This window comes from Arsenophonus sp. ENCA, assembly GCF_002287155.1.
Lineage (GTDB): Bacteria > Pseudomonadota > Gammaproteobacteria > Enterobacterales > Enterobacteriaceae > Arsenophonus > Arsenophonus nilaparvatae.
Genome location: NZ_NHNG01000364.1, coordinates 1 through 604 on the forward strand (window position 1 = coordinate 1; position 604 = coordinate 604).

At 43.2% G+C, this 604-nt stretch carries 1 protein-coding gene; it reads left to right on the forward strand.

Annotated features, from left to right (window positions below):
* Positions 1–439: IS30 family transposase (locus CBG25_RS09540; protein ID WP_290603601.1), on the forward strand; the 439-nt coding region annotated here is incomplete at its 5' end.
* Between the last annotated feature and the right edge of the window lie 165 nt (positions 440–604).

A 604-nucleotide genomic window follows, 5' to 3' on the forward strand; every position in this document is an offset into this window, starting at 1 on the left:
TACTGTATTTGGTAAAGATCAGAAGTCATTCTTACTGACTCTAGCGGATAAAGCTACCAAGCAGATTATTATCCGCAAGTTACCGAATAAACGCGCTGATACTGTTGTAGATGCTTTCCGTGACATTGTAGCAAATACCTTCTGTGACTTTAAAACTTTGACGGCCGATAACGGTTCTGAGTTCTCCATGCATAAACAGATAACTGAGATCACCGGTGCTAATGTCTTCTTTGCCAGGCCTTATCACTCATGGGAGCGTGGTTTAAATGAACACAGTAACGGACTTATCCGCCGTTTTTACCCAAAAGGAACGGATTTCAACTCAGTCACGGACAACGAGATTGCAGAACTTGAGCACATACTTAATACTCGGGGACGAAAATCGTTGGGCTATTTTTCTCCAAATGAAGTATTTTTAGCTCATCTAATGGCTGCATAACGTTTTATGGGTTTGTTGCGTTTCGACTGGGAATGGGCCAGCAAGAAAACTCTTGACCTGTGCTTGTTGCGCGAAGGTGTAAAAGGAAGGGTAAAAACCCGCAAGCTTAAAAACGATCTTAATGCCGCCAGCGCTGTAATAACCTGGCTTCGCAAGCAGAACTGT